Source organism: Rathayibacter tritici (assembly GCF_002932875.1).
Classification (GTDB): domain Bacteria; phylum Actinomycetota; class Actinomycetes; order Actinomycetales; family Microbacteriaceae; genus Rathayibacter; species Rathayibacter tritici.
Window position 1 is genome coordinate 12564 of record NZ_PSWS01000061.1, and the last position, 16766, is coordinate 29329.

A 16766-nucleotide genomic window follows, 5' to 3' on the forward strand; every position below is an offset into this window, starting at 1 on the left:
AGGGCGCGGGCGCAGTACTACTTCGAGCGCACACGCTTCGAGCGCTTGGCGACGGTGCGACCGGTCGCCGCTCCGACCTTGTCCGCGGTGCGTCCGGCGACGAGCACGGCACGGACTCCGGCGGTGAAGCCGGCGAGCTTGATCAGCGGACCGCCGACGGTCGCGGCGGTAAGAGCGACGAGCGCGTTGACGTTGCCGGTGACCTCGGCGACGTCCTTGGTGATCGTGTCGACCCGGGCGAGCTGGTGGTTGGCCTCGCGGAGGGTGGACGCGGACTGGTCAAGAATCGGAGTCAGCCCGTCGCTCGCCTGCTTGATGGCCTCGCTCGTGCTGTCGAAGACGCGTCCGAGCTTCCAGAGCGGGATCGCGGCGATCGCGACCAGGATCGCGAACACCCCCGCAGCGATGAGCCCTGCGATGTCTCCACCGGTCACGGTGACCTCCCTTCGATGCCGCCCAGCGCGGCACTCCAGCCTAGCGACGGGCCGCCGACCGGTCGGACGCGAGCCCTGCGACGTCCCGCGTACGGTGTGCAGGACTCCGTACGGTGTGCAGGACTTCGCACGGTATGCAGGACTCCGCACGGTATGCAGGACTCCGCACGGTATGCAGGACTCCGCACGATGTGCAGGGGTGCGACCACGGATCGACCACTTTTCCGCGAATCCAGGCTCCGGACGTCGAGATCCCCTGCAAACCGCACCACGTCCTGCGAATCGCACCACGTCCTGCAAATCGGACGGCCCCGGGAACGGGAAAGGCCCCGGCGCGGACACCGGGGCCTTTCTCGCACGAAACTGGATTCAGCGGGCCGCGTAGTACTCGACGACGAGCTGAACTTCGCAGGTCACGGGGACCTCGGCGCGCTTCGGGCGGCGCAGGAGCGTCGCCTGCAGCTTGTCGATCTCGACCTCGAGGTAGCCCGGGGTTTTGGGGAGGACGTCGACGTGTCCACCGGCGGCGGCGACCTGGAAGGGCTCGGTGCCTTCGGAGCGGGTCTTGACGTGGATGACCTGACCCGGCTTCACGCGGAAGGAGGGGCGGTCGACCGTCTTGCCGTCCACCATGATGTGGCGGTGGGTGACGAACTGGCGGGCCTGCGCGGTCGTCCGGGCGAAGCCCGAGCGAAGGACGAGCGCGTCGAGACGCATTTCGAGGAGCTCGACCAGGTTCTCACCGGTCAGGCCCTGGGTGCGGCGCGCCTCCTGGAAGGCGATGCGGAGCTGCTTCTCGCGGATGCCGTACTGGGCACGCAGACGCTGCTTCTCGCGCAGGCGGACTGCGTAGTCGGAGTCGGCCTTGCGCTTCGACCGGCCGTGCTCACCGGGAGCGTAGGGACGCTTCTCCAGGTAGCGGGCGGCCTTCGGGGTCAGAGGAATGCCGAGGGCGCGCGAGAGGCGCGTCTTCGAACGGGTACGGGAGGTGGTCGACACTGTGGTCCTTCCAAGGTCTGAGAGGTTCGGTCGCAGCTCTCATCCGCCGGCTCCGAGAGGAGGGCGGACGCCGCGGTCGTGTCCTCCGCGGGTGCCGAGGAAGGGTGACCGCGGTAGCGAACTGCGCGATTCAGAGGGATGTGCTGCTCCGCTCGGCTACAGAGCGGTGGGCAACCTCCGAAGACTATCAGGCCGGGAGCATGTGCGCCGGTGGCCGAGCCGGGCCAGCGCCGGTGGCCGAGCTGAGTCAGCCCCGGCCGCCGCGGATGATGCGCAGCAGCTTCGCCAGTCGCGCCGAAACGTCCCGCTCGTTCCCGTGCTCGGTGGGCCGGTAGTAGCGCGCGCCCTGGAGCGCGTCCGGCAGGTATTGCTGCTCGAGCACGCCGAGGTCGGCGTCGTGCGGGTAGCGGTAGCCCTTGCCGTGGCCCAGGCGCTTGGCACCGGGGTAGTGCGCGTCGCGCAGGTGCGCCGGCACTCGCCCCGCCTTGCCGGCGCGGACGTCGGCGATGGCGGCGTCGATGGCGGAGTAGGAGGCGTTCGACTTCGGGGCCGTGGCCAGGTGCACCACCGCCTGCGCCAGCGGGATGCGCCCCTCGGGCATGCCGATGAACTGCACGGCGTCTGCCGCGGCGATCGCGACGACGAGGGCCTGCGGGTCGGCCATGCCGATGTCCTCGGAGGCGGAGACGATGATCCGGCGGGCGATGAAACGCGGGTCCTCCCCCGCCTCGATCATCCGCGCCAGATAGTGCAGCGCAGCGTCGACGTCCGAGCCGCGGATCGACTTGATGAAGGCGCTGATGACGTCGTAGTGCTCGTCGCCGTTGCGGTCGTAGCGGAGCAGAGCACGGTCGACGGCGCGCGCGACCACCTCCGTCGTGATCACGGGCAGCACGGGCTCCTCCGCGGCGGCGGCGGGCGCCTCATCGTCCACGTCGTCCTCATCGTCCACGTCGTCCTCATCGTCGACGTCGTCCACGGCAGATGCCCGCGCGACGCGGTCGGCCTCGCGCGCCTCCGAGCGAGCCGAGGTGGCGGCAGCCTCGAGCGCCGTCAATGCCCGTCGGGCGTCTCCCGAGGCGAGGCGCACGATGCTCGCACGGGCCTCCTCGTCGAGCATCACGGAGTCGCGCAACCCGCGCTCGTCGTGGAGCGCGCGGTCGACCAGCACACCCAAGTCGTCATCGCTCAACGGCTCGAGCGTCAACAGGAGCGACCGGGAGAGCAACGGGGCGATCACCGAGAACGACGGATTCTCGGTCGTCGCCGCGATCAGGATCACCCAGCCGTTCTCGACCCCGGGCAGCAGCGCGTCCTGCTGCGCCTTGGTGAAACGATGGATCTCGTCAAGGAACAGCACGGTCGATGTGCCGTAGAGGTCGCGGGTGGAGAGCGCCTCCTCCATCACCTGCCGCACATCCTTCACCCCCGCGGTGACGGCGGAGAGTTCGACGAAGCGTCGCCCGCTGGAGTGGGCGACCGCCTGCGCAAGCGTGGTCTTGCCGGTGCCGGGCGGCCCCCACAGGATGACGGAGACCGCTCCCCGCTCACCCGTCGTGTCGGCGGCGAGGGCGACCAGGGGCGAACCGGGCGTGAGGAGGTGGCGCTGACCGGCGACCTCCTCGAGGCTGCGCGGCCGCATCCGGACGGCGAGCGGAGTCGCCCCCGAGCGGAGCCCGGCCTGCTGCATGGTCATGCCCTCAGCGTAACGACGGCCTCCGACAGCGGACCCGTCGCTCTACTGAACCGGACGGAGCCCCCAGACGGAGCGGCGTTTGTCGCGCCTCCGGCGGTTCTCGTAGGCTCGACCCGGCCTGCGTGGGCGGGCCGCCGCGCCGAAGCCGCGCGGGCGAGAATGTCGGAGGAACACGTGGCCCAGGGCAAGTCGAACGACCGCGAGGCGCGCACCCGGCTCCGGGCCTATCAGGCCCGTCAGAGCCTGCACCGGTCGAGGCAGAAGCGGCGCGTGCGCGACAACGTGATCGCGGCGGTCGCTGCCGTCGTCGTGATCGGGCTCGCGGTCGTCGCCCAGCTCCTCTACTTCTCCGGCGGACCCGGTACGCCGGTCGCCGGGCCGACACCGACGCCCGCCGCCACGGGCGAGAACACCGGCGACGTCCCCTCCTCCGACATCGCCGAGAGCCGCGACTGGACCGGCACGCTCACGATCAACGACGATCCGCTGGACATCACTCTCGCGGGCGGGGCGGCACCGCAGGCCGTCTCCTCCTTCATCTCCCTCACCCAGTCCGGCTTCTACGACGGTGTCTCCTGCCACCGCCTCACCACCGAAGGCCTCTACGTCCTCCAGTGCGGCGACCCGGACGGCGACGGGACCGGCGGCCCCGGCTACAGCTACGGGCCCGTGGAGAACGCCCCGGCGGACGGCGTCTATCCGGCCGGAACCATCGCGATGGCCCGTCAGGGTGGAAACGCTTACAGCCAGGGCAGCCAGTTCTTCGTCGTCTACCAGGACACGACCCTCCCCGCCGACGCCGCCGGCGGGTACACCGTCGTCGGACAGGTGACCTCGGGCCTGGACGCGCTGGTGAGCGATGTCGTCGCGAAGGGCACGGCCGACGGCTCGGGCGACGGCGCTCCCGCCGAACCGGTGACCATCAGCTCCGTCTCCGTCCAGTAACCGCGCTCGCCACGAGCGGCACCCGCGGCACCGGCACGGTCCGCCCGCGCGGGGAGTGCAATAGGCTTGTCGTCACTGCCCGTTCGCGGCCGAGCGCGGTCTTCGGCCCTCCGGCCGTCGAGCCCCTCCGGCCGACGACGCGACGGGCACCGAGAAGCACGACATCGAACAGCAAGGTGAGGCTCCGAGCGATGAGTGACCAGCAGCCGTGGGGACGGGTCGGCGACGACGGGACGGTCTACGTTCGCGTCGGCGACGGGGAGCGCGAGGTCGGTCAGTACCCCGATGCGACTCCCGAGGAGGCGCTCGCCTACTACGAGCGCAAGTACACGGAGCTCGCCGGGCAGGTCTCCCTGCTCGAACAGCGCGCCAAGCGGGGCGCCCCCGCCGGGGACGTGGCACGCACCGTGCAGTCGCTGTCCGCGGCCGTCGCGCAGGCGAACGCTGTCGGCGATCTTGACGCGCTGCGGGCCCGCGTGGACGCGCTGGGCGGCTCGGTCGAGGACCTCACCGAGCAGCAGGCGGCGGAGTCGAAGGCCGCGCTGTCGGAGGCGCTCGCCTACCGCGAGTCCATCGTCGCCGAGGCCGAAGCGCTCGCGGCGGTCGACCCGGCGAAGACACAGTGGAAGCAGGCGAGCGCTGTGATCGACGATCTTTTCGCGCGCTGGCAGAACCACCAGCAGCAGGGTCCGCGTCTGCCCAAGAACGACGCGAACGAGCTGTGGCGACGCTTCCGTGGTGCCCGCACCACGATCGAGCAGAACCGCAAGGCGTTCTTCGCCGACCTCGACTCGGCGCATCGTGAGGCCAAGCAGGCCAAGCAAGCGCTGATCGATCAGGCCGAGGCGCTGGTGCCCCAGGGCGCCGACGCGATCCCGGAGTACCGCGCGCTCCTCGAGCGCTGGCGGGTCGCTGGACGGGCCGGCAAGCGGTTCGACGATGCGCTCTGGGCACGCTTCAAGGCGGCCGGCGACGCGATTTACGGCGCCAAGGCCGAGATCGTCGCGCAGGAGAGCGTCGAGTACACCGAGAACCTCGACCTCAAGCTCGCCCTGCTCGAGGAGGCCGAGCCGCTTCTGCAGGAGCAGGACCGCGAGAAAGCCAAGCGCGTCCTGCTCTCGATCCAGGAGCGCTGGGACGCGATCGGTCGGGTGCCGCGGGAGCAGGTGCGCGCGGTCGAGGACCGGCTCCGCAAGGTTGAGGCGCATGTGCGCAAGCTCGACGAGGAGCACTGGAACCGCAGCAACCCCGAGCGCAAGGCACGCTCGGAGGGCCTCGCGTCGCAGCTGACCGCCGCGATCCAGAAGCTCCAGGACGAACTCGACGAAGCGAAGGCGCGCGGTGACCGCGCGGCCATCGCCCAGGCGCAGGAGGCGCTCGACGCTCGGAAGATCTGGCTCGACGCGATCGGTTAGACCCGCTCGGGCGATTCCTCCACAGATCTGCCCGTAACGCTCCGGAGGGGAGGCGCATCGGCCAGCATGGGCTGCATGCGTCTCCCCTCCGTTCTGCTGCCCGGGCACCTCCCTCGCCGAACTCTGCGCCGCCCGGTTGGACGGCGAGCTGATCGCTCTCGATGAGGCTTTCCTCGTCGCCGATCTTCCGATTGGCGCCCCCGAACGAGCAGCTGCTCTGGGGTCACTGCTCCCTCAGGGGTCGGTCGCCGACCGTCTCTCCGCCGCCTGGGTGCACGGCGCACTGCGCGACCCTCCCCGGGTGCACAGCGCCTCGATCGACAGGCGGAGACGCCTCCAGCCGCCGACGAGCGCCCGACTGTGCTGCCACGAGGTACTCCTCGACGAAGCCGATGTGGTGCAGCTCGGCGGCACCCTCGTCACATCGGCGGTCCGCACGATGATCGACCTGGCACGGACGGAGGGCGATGGCCGCGTCCTCCAGGCGCTCTCGCGAAGCACCCGCACCGGCCTCCACCCGGTCCTCCAGCGGCTGGAGGACGGGCCCGGTGTCGCTGGGCGGCGGATCGTCGAACGGCGTCTACGGGCGGCGCTCGGATCGACCCCGCCCGGGGATCAGCCCCCGTTCACCCGGTAGACGTCGTAGACCGCATCGATCCGGCGCACCGCGTTGAGCACACGGTCGAGGTGGGTGGTGTCACCCATCTCGAAGACGAAGCGGCTGATCGCCAGGCGATCGCTGGAGGTAGAGACGGTGGCCGAGAGGATATTGACGTGATGCTCCGATAGCACTCGCGTGACGTCGCTCAGCAGTCCGGAGCGGTCCAGCGCCTCCACTTGGATCTGCACGAGGAAGATGCTCTTCGAAGACGGCGCCCATTCGACGTCGACGATCCGCTCCGGCTCCTTCAGCAGCTCCTGCACGTTGTGGCAATTCGCCTGGTGCACCGAGACGCCGGCGCCGCGGGTGACGAAGCCGACGATCTGGTCGCCCGGCACGGGTGTGCAGCATTTTGCGAGCTTCACCAGGATGTCCGGCGCACCCTTGACCAGAACGCCCGACTCGCTGCTGCGGCTGCGCGGACGGGGCGAGCGCGGGAGGGTGACCTCGTTCTCATCCGACTCCGGATCGCCCTGAATGGAGGAGACGACCTTCTCGAGCACCGACTGGGTCGAGACGTGGCCCTCGCCGACCGCTGCGTACAGCGCCTCCACGTCGTTGTAGCGCAGCTGACTCGCCACCTCGGTGAAGGTGTCCTGACTCATCAACTTCTGCAACGGCAGGTTCTGCTTCCGCATCGCACGGGCGATGGAGTCCTTGCCCTGCTCGATCGCCTCGTCGCGCCGCTCCTTCGTGAACCACTGGCGGATCTTGTTGCGGGCCCGCGGGCTCTGCACGAAGTGCAGCCAATCCTGGCTCGGCCCGGAATCGGGATTCTTGGAGGTGAAGACCTCGACCACGTCGCCCGTGGTCAGCGAGGACTCCAAAGGCACGAGCCGCCCGTTGACCTTCGCACCCATCGTCCGATGGCCGACCTCGGTATGCACGGCATAGGCGAAGTCGACCGGAGTCGCACCCGTCGGGAGGCCGATCACTCGCCCCTTCGGAGTGAAGACGTAGACCTCCTTCGCGCCGATCTCGAAGCGGAGGGAGTCGAGGAACTCGTTCGGATCGGTGGTCTCGGACTGCCAGTCGGAGAGATGCGCGAGCCAGGCGAGGTCGGTGTCGTTCGACCCGGAGGTGGGCACCTTACCGGTGGCCATCTGCTCCTTGTACTTCCAGTGGGCCGCGATACCGAACTCGGCGTGCTGGTGCATCTCATTGGTGCGGATCTGGATCTCGACCGCACGACCCTTCGGCCCCACCACCGTCGTGTGCAGCGACTGATAAAGGTTGAACTTGGGCGTCGCGATGTAGTCCTTGAAGCGCCCCGGCATCGGGGTCCAGCGGGCATGGATGGAGCCGAGTACGGCGTAGCAGTCGCGAACGGAATTGACGAGTACCCGGATACCGACCAGGTCGTAGATCTCGTCGAACTCGCGACCGCGGATGACCATCTTCTGGTAGATCGAGTAATACTGCTTCGGCCGCCCGACGACGCGCCCGCGGATCCGGCCCGCGCGCAGGTCCTCGCTGATCAGATCGATGACGTTCTGCACGAACTCCTCGCGCTGCGGGGTCCTCCGCTTCACCAGGCTCTCGATCTCGTTGTAGATCTTGGGGTAGAGCACCGCGAAGGACAAGTCCTCGAGCTCCCACTTGATCGCCTGGATGCCGAGGCGATGTGCGAGCGGCGCGTAGATTTCGAGCGTCTCGGTCGCCTTGCGCGCTGCGGACGCAGCGGGGACGAAGCCCCAGGTGCGCGCATTGTGGAGGCGGTCGGCGAGCTTGATGATCAGGACGCGGATGTCCTTCGACATCGCCACGATCATCTTGCGGACCGTCTCCGCCTGCGCGCTGTCGCCGTACTTGACCTTGTCGAGCTTGGTGACACCGTCGACCAGCATCGCGACCTCATCGCCGAAGTCCGCGCGCAACTCGTCGAGCTGGTAGTCGGTGTCCTCGACCGTGTCGTGCAGGAGCGCTGCCGCGATGGTCTTCGAGCCGATCCCAAGATCGGCGAGGATCTGCGCGACGGCGAGCGGATGCGTGATGTACGGCTCGCCGCTGCGGCGTTTCTGGGTCGCGTGCGCCCGCTCCGCGACAGAGTACGCGCGCTCGATCAGCGCAATGTCGCTCTTGGGGTGGTGCATCCGGACGGTGCGGACAAGGGTGTCGACCGCGCCGGAGGGCTGCGCGCGCGAGAAGATCCGGGGGACCAGTCTGCGCAGGGCAGCGGTCGAGGACGTCGTCGTCGTTTCCGTCACGCGGGGATCTCCATCGCCCCATTATCGCCCGTGCGAAGAGTGCCGACGACCGCCGCGCCCCCGGCGAACTGGCGGAGTCAGCCGATACGGCCTGGTTTCCCCTCGCCGTCGACCACGGCACCGCCCGCCGCGGCCCACGCGGTCATCCCGGCGTCGATGTTCGCGACCTCGTAGCCGGCGCCGTCGAGCGCCTGGGTGATCATTGCGGAGCGGACTCCCGAGTGGCAGACCACCAGGATGGCCGTGTCGGTGGGCAGCTCGTCCTGCCGCCCAGCGATCTCTCCCATCGGGATATGGTGGGCGGCCGGCGCGTGCCCCGCCGCCCACTCGTGCGGCTCCCGCACATCCAACAGCCAGACCTCCTCGCGCTCGACGAGGCCGATCGCGTCGGCGGCGGTGACCTGTGCGTATTCGGCCACGGCTCAGCCCTGCACGGCCGGCACCGCCGACGCCGTCGCCTTCGCGCGGGTCGACTCCACGCGCTTGTCGTGCTTCGCGATCTCGCCCTCGCGGCTGCGCAACTGGGCATACAGCGGTGCTGCGACGAAGATCGTCGAGTACGTGCCGACGATGATGCCGATCAGCAGGGCGAGGGAGATGTCGCGGAGGGTGCCCGCGCCGAGGACGAATGCACCGATCACGAGGATCGCGGCCACCGGGAGCGCAGCGACGATCGAGGTGTTGATCGAGCGCACGAGGGTCTGGTTCTCCGCCAGGTTCACCGTCTCGGAGAAGGTGCGCGTCGTGCTGCTGAGCGCCTCCGCCGTATTCTCGCGGATCTTATCGAACACCACGACCGTGTCGTAGAGGGAGTAGCCGAGGATGGTGAGCAGACCGATCACCGCAGCGGGCGAGACCTCGGTGCCGGTGATGCCATAAACACCGGCCACGATCACGAGGTCGTGCAGGAGCGCGACGATCGCTGCCAGTGACATCTTCCAGGTCCGGAAATACGCCCACATCGCCAGGGCCGCCAGGACCACGAAGATGACGAGGCCGCGCAGGGCCTGCTGGGTGACGTCGTTCCCCCACGCCGCTCCGATAAACGAGGAAGCGACCTGCTCGGCGGGTACCGAGTAGGCCTCGGACAGCGCGTTCCGGACGGCGGTCGACTCGTCGGTCGAGAGCTGGCCGGTCTGCACGCGGATGGAGTCGTCGCCGACGATCGACACGCGCGGCACGGTTTCGGGAGCGACCGAGGTGACCGCGTCCGTAGCCGTTGCCTGGTCCAGGCTCGACGGCGAGGACACCGTGAACTGCGAGCCGCCGGTGAACTCGATGCCGAAATTGAACCCGCCGCGCGCGAGCGTCCCGAGCAGCGTGATCAGGATCAGAGCGAGGGAGATGAGGTACCAGGTGCGGCGGCGGCCGACGAAGTCGATCGAGCGCGCACCGGTGTAGAGGTCGTTTCCGAACTGCGAGAAGCTGGCCATCACGCGTCCTTCCCGTTCGAGTCGTGGGAGCCGCGCAGACCGGCCGCCTCGGCGGCCTTGCGCTCGGCGATGGTCTGGCGCTTGGCGGCCTCTCGGGCCGCGGAGGCCCGCTTGCCGGCGACCACCTGATCCTGCGGGCGGAACGCGGCACGGCCGCGGTAGACCGCTCCGAGCGCCCGGGGGTCCAGGCCCGAGGCCCTATGCCCCTCGGCGAAGAACGGCCTGGTCGCCATCAGTTGCAGCATCGGGTGGGTGAAGAGGGCCACCACGACGAGGTCGATGATCGTGGTGATCCCGAGGGTGAGCGCGAAGCCGCGCACACTGCCGACGGCGAGGACGAAGAGGACCACTGCGGCGAGCAGGTTCACCATGTCGGACGCGAAGATCGTGCGCAGCGCCCGGCGCCAGCCGGCCTCGACGGCGGACTCGAGCCCGCGGCCGTCTCGCAGCTCGTCGCGGATGCGCTCGAAGTACACGATGAAGGAGTCGGCCGTGATGCCGATGGCGACGATCAGACCCGCGACTCCCGCGAGCGAGAGGCGCAGCCCTTCCCGCCAGGAGAGCAGCGTGACGACGAGGTAGGTGACGACCGCGGCGACGATCAGCGAGGCGATCGTCACGGCTCCCAGCACGCGGTACTGCGCGATGGAGTAGAGGATCACCAGGATCAGGCCGATCAGGCCCGCGAGCAGGCCGCTGGCCAGCTGCGCCGAGCCGAGCGTCGCCGAGATGCTGTCGGAGCTCTGCACCTGGAAACCGATCGGCAGAGCGCCGTACTTGAGCTGATCGGCGAGCGTCTTCGACGACTCCTGGGTGAACGACCCCGAGATCTGCGCGTTGCCGTCGGTGATCGCCGCATTGGTCGACGGAGCCGAGATGACGCGGCCGTCCAGCACGATCGCGAACTGGTTCTGTGCTCCCTGAAGCGCGACGAGGCGCGAGGTCACGTCGCCGAAGGCCTGCGTTCCCTGGTCGTCGAAGGAGAGATTGACGGCCCAGGTGCCGGTGCTCGCTCCGGAGGAGGTGGTCATCAGGCCGTTCGACGCGTCCGAGATGTCCTCGCCGGTGATCTCGACGGGTCCGAGCACGTACTTGACGGTGCCGCTGCCGTCGCAGGTGATGAGCGGCTGGTCGGCCGGCGCGAGGTTCGGGTCCTGGTTGTTCAGGAAGGCGCAGTCGAACGAGGTGTACTGGGCTTCGAGCGCCGGCGTGAGGTATGCGAGGTCGCTCGCGCTGGTGGGCGAGGCGGTCGGCTCCGTCGCGAGGGACGGATCGACCGGAGTCGGCGTGGGCGAGGAGGTCGCGTCGCCGCCGACCGAGCTGTTGGTGGCCTGACTCGCGACGAGCACGGGCCGGAAGTCGAGCTTCGCCGAGGCCTCGATGCGCTGGAGTGTCTCGTCATCGGGAGTACCCGGAATCGAGACCACGATGTTGCTCGAGCCCTGGGTCGTGATCTCGGCCTCGGAAACGCCCGACGCGTCGATGCGCTGGCGGATGATCGAGACAGCCTGGGTGAGCTGCTCGGAGGAGACCGTGTCGCCGTCGTTCAGTTGCGGCTGGAGGACGATCTGCGTGCCGCCCTCGAGGTCGAGGGCGAGCTTCGGCGTCCAGGAGCCGCCGCCCCAGAGGACGGCCGCCGTGTTGAGTCCGACGAGAGCGAGGATGATGACACCGAGCCAGCTCAGGGAGCGGCGGGCCTTCCGGACGGGGGTTGATGCGGCCACCCAGGGCTCAGCTTTCTCTTCGGTCGACGGTGTTCGGCCCGGGGATCGCCCGGACGCGGAGAAGGGCGAGCTGGCGCCGGTGCGCCCTGCCCGCCCAGGAGACTACTGCGCGTCGGGCCGGCGGTCGCGCTCGACCGGGTCCACCAGCGGGTCGCGGTGCGCGGAGTCGCGCTCGCCGAACTCGGGCGAGCCGGTCGTGGCGAGCGGCTCGACCTCGACCTCGTCCGCGGTCTCGACGGTGTTCTCGCTCGGGTCGATGAGCCGGGCGATGGCCTGACGGTGGATGGTCAGCAATGTGCCGGGGGTCGACTCGATGACGATCTTGTTCGCCTCGTCGTCGATCGACACGACGGTGCCGAAGAGGCCGGAGCCCGTCATCAACTCCACCCCCGGCTGGAGGTTGTTCTTCATGTTCTCCGCGTCGCGCTGGCGCTTCTTGTTGTTGCGGAACATGAAGATGATCATCACGGCGAGCAACAGGACGAGCAGGATGATCGTCGGATCCATGAGTGGGCCTTCCGGAGTGGATGGGCGATCCGACGCACGGCCTCTGGCCGAGGAAAAGCGGATCGAGCGGCCCGTCGGGCCTAGAGAATCATAGGTCATCGGGGAACAGGGGCGGCTGGGCCGCCGTTGCCCGGGGGTCGATCCCGAAGTGGCGGTAGGCGTCCGCAGTGGCGACGCGGCCCCGCGGCGTGCGCGTGAGCAGCCCGATCCGCACGAGGAACGGCTCGACGACCGCCTCGACCGTCTCGGCCTCCTCCCCCACCGAGACGGCAAGAGTGTTCAGGCCCACGGGCCCACCGTCGAAGCGGGTCAGCACGATCTCCATGACCGCCCGGTCGAGCCGGTCGAGCCCGAGCGCGTCGACGTCGTACAACTCCAGCGCCGCACGGACAGCGGTGACGTCGGCCCGGCCACCGTGCACCAGGGCGAAGTCACGCACCCGGCGCAGCAGCCGATTGGCGATGCGCGGAGTGCCCCGGCAGCGCCCGGCGATCTCGGCCACCGCATCCGCATCGATGTCGAGTTCGAGCAGCCGAGCCGCCCGCGCGAGGACCTGACGCAGCTCGTCCTCCGCGTAGAACTCGAGATGCGCGGTGAAGCCGAAGCGGTCGCGCAGCGGATTGGGCAGGAGACCCGATCGGGTTGTCGCCCCGACGAGGGTGAACGGAGCGAGATCGAGCGGGACGGACGTGGCTCCCGCCCCCTTGCCGACCATGATGTCGATCCGGAAGTCCTCCATCGCGAGGTAGAGCATCTCTTCCGCGGAGCGCGCCATGCGATGGATCTCGTCGATGAAGAGGATCTCGCCGGGCAGCAACGAGGAGAGCACAGCGGCGAGGTCGCCCGCGTGCTGGATCGCCGGGCCGCTGGACAGGCGCAGCGGCGACGAGCTCTCCTCCGCCACGATCATCGCGAGCGTCGTCTTGCCGAGACCGGGCGGACCGGCCAGCAGGATGTGGTCGGGCGTGCGCCCCTGCATCGCCGCGGCCTTGAGCAGCAGCTCGAGCTGACCGCGCACCTTGCGCTGCCCGACGAACTCGCTCAGGTTCTTGGGCCGCAGGGCGCCCTCGAAGGCGACCTCCGCCTCCGAGGCCACCTCGGCGCCGAGCACGTCGTCGCTCACGAGCGGGCCGCCGGGCCGAGGCGAGAGAGGGCGAGGCGGAGCAGCGCCTGCACGTTCACGGCGTCGGAGGCCTGCGCGTCGAACAGGATCTCGTCGACCACCTCGGACGCGGTGCGCTCGGGCCAGCCGAGACCGATGAGGGCCGCGAGCACGTTCTGAGCGGCGGTGGCCGCCGGACCGGAGCCGCGGGCGGCGCGCGGGCGGACGCTCACCTTGCCGGCGAGCGACAGGATGATCAGCTTCGCCGTCTTGGGACCGATGCCGCTCACCTTGCGGAACACCGCGTCATCCTCGTCGGCGACCGCCTGCGCGATCCGATCCGGCTCGACCGCACCGAGCACGCCGAGAGCCGACTTCGGGCCGACCCCCGTCACTCCGATCAGCAGCTCAAAGATGTCGAGCTGCTCCTCGTCGGGGAAGCCGTAGAGCGTCAGTGAATCCTCGCGCACGACGAGCACGGTGCTGACGGTGGTCTCGTCCCCGACCCGCATCTCGAGCGCGTGCTGCGGAGTCACGTTGACCGCGTAGCCGACGCCGTGAACGTCGATCACGGCGAGACTCCCGCGGGCGGAGAGGACGGTACCGCGGAGGGAGGAGATCACCGCGCCAGTCTAGATGCTCGAACAGGCGTTCGACTCGCGGCTTCGGCGGCGCGCCATGCCCGCTGAGCGGCGGTGCCTTCCGCGGCGGCTGCCACGGCGGCAGGAACCGGTGCGCCGGGAGCCGCTGCCGCCGAGCCGGCTGATGCCCCGAGCGGCGCCCGCCAGGCGTGGCAGACCGCGAGGGCGAGCGCATCGGCGGCGTCCGCCGGTGTCGGTGGGGCGTCGAGCCGGAGGACGCGCTGGATCATGGCGGTGACCTGCCGCTTATCCGCCGCTCCATAGCCGGTGACGGCCGCCTTCACCTCGCTCGGCGTGTGCATGCCGACGGGCAGGCCGCGCCGGGCGGCCGCGACCAGCGCGACTCCGCTGATCTGCGCGATGCTCATGACGGTCCTGACGTTGTCCTGCGCGAAGACCCGCTCGATTGCGACGGAGTGTGGGCGGTACTCGTCCATCAGCGCCTCGAGTCCGTCGCCCAGGGCGAGCAGGCGACGCTCGAGCGCGTCGTCGGGGTGTGTACGGAGGACCGTCACGTGTACGAGCGTCGCGCGGCGGTCGCGACCGACGTCGACAATGCCGACGCCGCAGCGGGTGAGCCCGGGGTCGATCCCGAGGACGCGCATCAGGCCGTCCTCAGCGGCCAAACCGACCTCACCGTGTCACTCCTCGTTCTCGAGCTCGACGCGAACCTCGGGGGTGATGTCGAGGTTCGTGTAAACGTTCTGCACGTCGTCCGAGTCCTCGAGCGCGTCGATCAGGCGGAACACCTTGCGGGCCGTCTCAGCGTCGGCCTCGACCTGCAGCGAGGCGACGAACTCGACATCGGCGGAGTCGTAGTCGATACCCGCCTCCTGCAGGGCGGAGCGTGCCGGCACCAGTTCGCTCGGCTCGACCCGCACCTCGAAGCTCTCGCCGTGGTCGAGCACGTCGTCGACCCCGAAATCGAGGACCGCTCCAAGCACGTCGTCCTCGGTGACGCTCTCGCCGTGCGGCACTGAGATGACGCCCTTCCTTGCGAAGTTGTACGCGACGCTGCCCGGGTCGGCCATCGTGCCCCCGTTGCGGGTCATCGCGGTGCGCACGTCGGCTGCCGCGCGGTTCTTGTTGTCGGTCAGGCACTCGACGAGCAGCGCGATGCCGTTCGGGCCGTACGCCTCGTACATGATGGTCGTGTAGTCGATGACCTCGCCGGTGAGGCCCGCACCGCGCTTGATCGCGCGGTCGATGTTGTCGTTGGGCACCGAGGTCTTCTTTGCCTTCTGCACGGCATCGACGAGCGTCGGATTGCCGGAGAGGTCGGCGCCGCCGATCTTGGCGGCCACCTCGATGTTCTTGATCAGCTTGGCGAAGGACTTCGCGCGGCGCGAGTCCTTGATCGCCTTCTGGTGCTTGGTCGTGGCCCACTTGGAATGCCCGGACACGGTGCTCCCTCGGAAATCTCGTTGCGTGCGACCCCCGAGGGCGCCGCTGATGGCAGGGGCCAGTCTATTCGAGAGCCGGTCCCCGCCCGGCTCTCCGCAACCGGCCGGGCGAGGTGAGTGCGGAGGAGCGCGGTGTGCAGCAGATCGGATCAACGGGGGTCTGCACGGCGCACAAGCTCCTCCACAGGCTGTTAACGGCGGTGAGTTCTCCCGTTGGGGCGATCTCACCGGGTCGATGTCGGCGTTCCCTGGTTCATTACAGATATGGGATGGACGATGAGCGCGGAGGCGTCGGAGACGGCGCTCAAGGAGGTGCGGGCGCGGGCGGATCGCGCGTCCGCGCTCGCCCGCTCCGCCGCGCCCATCCTGCTCGGGGCCGCGGACGAACTGTACGCGAGCTACACCGCCGCACTCGCCCGCCCTGAGTCCTTCGCCCGAGGTCGCAGCCTCTCGCGGAGCGAGGCGGGCGACCTCGTGGAGCGGTCGATCCGCGCCGAGTTGGCGGTCTCGCTGGGAGTCTCCGAGCGTGTCGCGGCTCGAGAGCTCGAGCAGGCGCGGCTGTTGGCAGAAGATCTGCCCCGCACCCGCGCAGCGCTTGCAGAGGCGCGAATCCGGTGGGAGGCCGGGCAAGTGATCTGCGGAGTCGCGCGGACCCTGCCTGCCGATTCCCGGGCCGCGTTCGACCAGCGGGCGGCCGATGCGGCCGTCTCGCTGACGCCGACACGCCTGCGGAGTTTTGTCGCCCAGTTACGGGACGAGGTGCACGAGGAGCCGCTCGCCGAACGGCACGCTCGCGCCCGCGACGACCGGAGTGTCTGGGTCGGCGCTGACGCCGACGGAATGGCTACGCTGTGTGCCCGACTGCCGGCGCCCGTCGCACTCGGAGCGTTCATTCGGCTCGACCGCATCGCCCGGGCCCTCCGCGAGAACGCAAGCACCCGCGGGCAGGAGCGCGACGCGGAGGCTCGCACGATGCCGCAGCTGCGTGCCGATGCCCTCGCTGATCTGCTCTGCGACGGCGACGTCTCAGGGACGACACCCGGCGGCGACGAACTCGACACAACCTTCGTGCCCGGCGTGCGCGCTGAGGTCCGCCTGACCCTTCCCGCCCGGACCGCCGCCGGACTTGACGACGCCCCGGCACACCTGGACGGATACGGACTGATCCCTGCTGTCCTCGCTCGCGAACTCGCGGGCGTTGCGACCTCGTTCACCCGGGTCCTGACGGATCCGGTCACCGGTGCGGTCCTCTCGGTCGGGCGCACCCTTCGCGTACCGCCACCGCGTATGCGGCTCCACCTTCAGCTGCGGGACGTGACCTGTCGCTTCCCCGGTTGCACCCGGCCTGCGTCGACCACCGAGGCAGACCACGCGCTCGAGTGGCGCAATGGCGGCGAGACGGCCCTCCGCAATCTCCTCAGCCTCTGCGTCGCCCACCACCACGTCCGACACGGCGATCGCTGGACCTACGTCCTCCACGCCGACGGCACAGCCGACTGGACCACCCCGACCGGCCGCCGCGTCACCACCCGGCCACCTGCTCTGCCCGGCGCTCCCCCGCGCGCGCGCCCTCCCCTCGTCGACACCCCTCCCCCCTTG

16 protein-coding genes are annotated in these 16766 nt (G+C 69.6%); 4 read left to right on the forward strand and 12 right to left on the reverse strand.

What is annotated here, in order from left to right:
- Positions 1-17 precede the first annotated feature (17 nt).
- The 3 genes from C5D07_RS11805 to C5D07_RS11815 form a co-directional block, all read right to left on the reverse strand.
- Positions 18-434: a DUF948 domain-containing protein gene (locus tag C5D07_RS11805; protein WP_068252779.1), complete on the reverse strand. Its 417-nt coding sequence runs from the start codon at positions 432-434 to the stop codon at positions 18-20.
- A gap of 369 nt (positions 435-803) precedes the next feature.
- The gene (gene rpsD, locus C5D07_RS11810) at positions 804-1433 is read right to left on the reverse strand and encodes a 30S ribosomal protein S4 (protein ID WP_068210518.1); all 630 of its coding nucleotides are present in this window, start codon (positions 1431-1433) and stop codon (positions 804-806) included.
- Between the two features lie 247 nt (positions 1434-1680).
- A complete protein-coding gene (locus C5D07_RS11815) occupies positions 1681-3129 on the reverse strand; it encodes a replication-associated recombination protein A (protein WP_104259420.1) in 1449 nt (482 codons plus the stop codon).
- A 174-nt stretch (positions 3130-3303) separates the two neighbouring features.
- Between C5D07_RS11815 and C5D07_RS11820 the strand changes: the two genes are divergently transcribed.
- The 3 genes from C5D07_RS11820 to C5D07_RS11830 all read left to right on the forward strand — a co-directional run bounded on the left by C5D07_RS11820 (position 3304) and on the right by C5D07_RS11830 (position 6126).
- Positions 3304-4074: a peptidylprolyl isomerase gene (locus C5D07_RS11820; protein ID WP_237358244.1), complete on the forward strand. Its 771-nt coding sequence runs from the start codon at positions 3304-3306 to the stop codon at positions 4072-4074.
- A 191-nt stretch (positions 4075-4265) separates the two neighbouring features.
- Positions 4266-5489 (forward strand): DUF349 domain-containing protein, encoded by a 1224-nt coding sequence (locus C5D07_RS11825; protein WP_104259421.1) that lies wholly within the window; start codon positions 4266-4268, stop codon positions 5487-5489.
- A 136-nt stretch (positions 5490-5625) separates the two neighbouring features.
- The gene (locus C5D07_RS11830; protein WP_104259422.1) at positions 5626-6126 is read left to right on the forward strand and encodes a hypothetical protein; all 501 of its coding nucleotides are present in this window, start codon (positions 5626-5628) and stop codon (positions 6124-6126) included.
- Here C5D07_RS11830 and C5D07_RS11835 read toward each other — a convergent pair.
- From C5D07_RS11835 to C5D07_RS11875, 9 genes are all read right to left on the reverse strand, one after another.
- Positions 6105-8357, reverse strand: coding sequence for a RelA/SpoT family protein (locus tag C5D07_RS11835; RefSeq protein ID WP_068252769.1), 2253 nt, complete (start codon positions 8355-8357; stop codon positions 6105-6107). The genes C5D07_RS11830 and C5D07_RS11835 overlap by 22 nt on opposite strands.
- Positions 8358-8434: 77 nt before the next feature.
- Complete coding sequence (locus C5D07_RS11840; protein ID WP_068252767.1) at positions 8435-8776, reverse strand: rhodanese-like domain-containing protein; 342 nt, start codon at positions 8774-8776, stop codon at positions 8435-8437.
- A 3-nt stretch (positions 8777-8779) separates the two neighbouring features.
- Complete coding sequence (gene secF, locus C5D07_RS11845; RefSeq protein WP_104259423.1) at positions 8780-9790, reverse strand: protein translocase subunit SecF; 1011 nt, start codon at positions 9788-9790, stop codon at positions 8780-8782.
- Positions 9790-11514: a protein translocase subunit SecD gene (secD, locus tag C5D07_RS11850; protein WP_068252761.1), complete on the reverse strand. Its 1725-nt coding sequence runs from the start codon at positions 11512-11514 to the stop codon at positions 9790-9792. Before secD ends, secF begins: the two co-directional genes overlap by 1 nt.
- Before the next feature lie 102 nt (positions 11515-11616).
- The gene (gene yajC, locus C5D07_RS11855; protein WP_068252758.1) at positions 11617-12021 is read right to left on the reverse strand and encodes a preprotein translocase subunit YajC; all 405 of its coding nucleotides are present in this window, start codon (positions 12019-12021) and stop codon (positions 11617-11619) included.
- An 88-nt stretch (positions 12022-12109) separates the two neighbouring features.
- Positions 12110-13144 (reverse strand): Holliday junction branch migration DNA helicase RuvB, encoded by a 1035-nt coding sequence (gene ruvB / locus C5D07_RS11860; protein ID WP_068252755.1) that lies wholly within the window; start codon positions 13142-13144, stop codon positions 12110-12112.
- Positions 13141-13746 carry a Holliday junction branch migration protein RuvA gene (gene ruvA, locus C5D07_RS11865; RefSeq protein ID WP_068252752.1) on the reverse strand — a complete coding sequence of 202 codons (606 nt, stop codon included), beginning with the start codon at positions 13744-13746 and terminating at the stop codon, positions 13141-13143. The genes ruvB and ruvA overlap by 4 nt, the downstream gene beginning before the upstream one ends.
- On the reverse strand, positions 13743-14369 hold the full coding sequence (ruvC, locus tag C5D07_RS11870; RefSeq protein ID WP_068252748.1) for a crossover junction endodeoxyribonuclease RuvC: 627 nt from the start codon (positions 14367-14369) through the stop codon (positions 13743-13745). The genes ruvA and ruvC overlap by 4 nt, the downstream gene beginning before the upstream one ends.
- 36 nt (positions 14370-14405) lie before the next feature.
- On the reverse strand, positions 14406-15167 hold the full coding sequence (locus C5D07_RS11875; protein WP_068252745.1) for a YebC/PmpR family DNA-binding transcriptional regulator: 762 nt from the start codon (positions 15165-15167) through the stop codon (positions 14406-14408).
- Between the two features lie 276 nt (positions 15168-15443).
- Between C5D07_RS11875 and C5D07_RS11880 the strand changes: the two genes are divergently transcribed.
- Positions 15444-16766 (forward strand): HNH endonuclease signature motif containing protein (locus C5D07_RS11880; RefSeq protein WP_170063549.1); only part of this gene is annotated, 1323 nt, incomplete at its 3' end.